At 57.7% G+C, this 208-nt stretch carries 1 pseudogene; it reads right to left on the bottom strand.

The features are described from left to right. Positions 1–208, bottom strand: a pseudogene (locus tag X750_RS134320) (pilus assembly protein); the annotation flags it as partial.

The raw sequence follows: 208 nt of genomic DNA, 5'->3' as shown, positions 1-208 counted from the left end.
AATACGGGAAAGCGATGACGAAGGCATAGCTGGCGGTCAGATGCGCCATCTTGAAACCGCCGCTGGCAGGGTCGGTCGCGATCGTCACAATGACGTTCTTCAGACCCAGGTTCACCAATTTCTGCGTGGCGATGGCCTGGATGTCGCTCTGCGAAAGCGTGTTGTTCAGCTGCAGCGCCCGGGAAGAGGTTTCCAGTGTATAGCGGAC

Origin of the sequence: Mesorhizobium sp. LNJC391B00, assembly GCF_000502535.1 — a bacterium.
Taxonomy (GTDB): domain Bacteria; phylum Pseudomonadota; class Alphaproteobacteria; order Rhizobiales; family Rhizobiaceae; genus Mesorhizobium.
The sequence above is the reverse complement of the archived record's forward strand: the minus strand, read 5'-3'. Positions and strand labels throughout refer to the sequence as shown.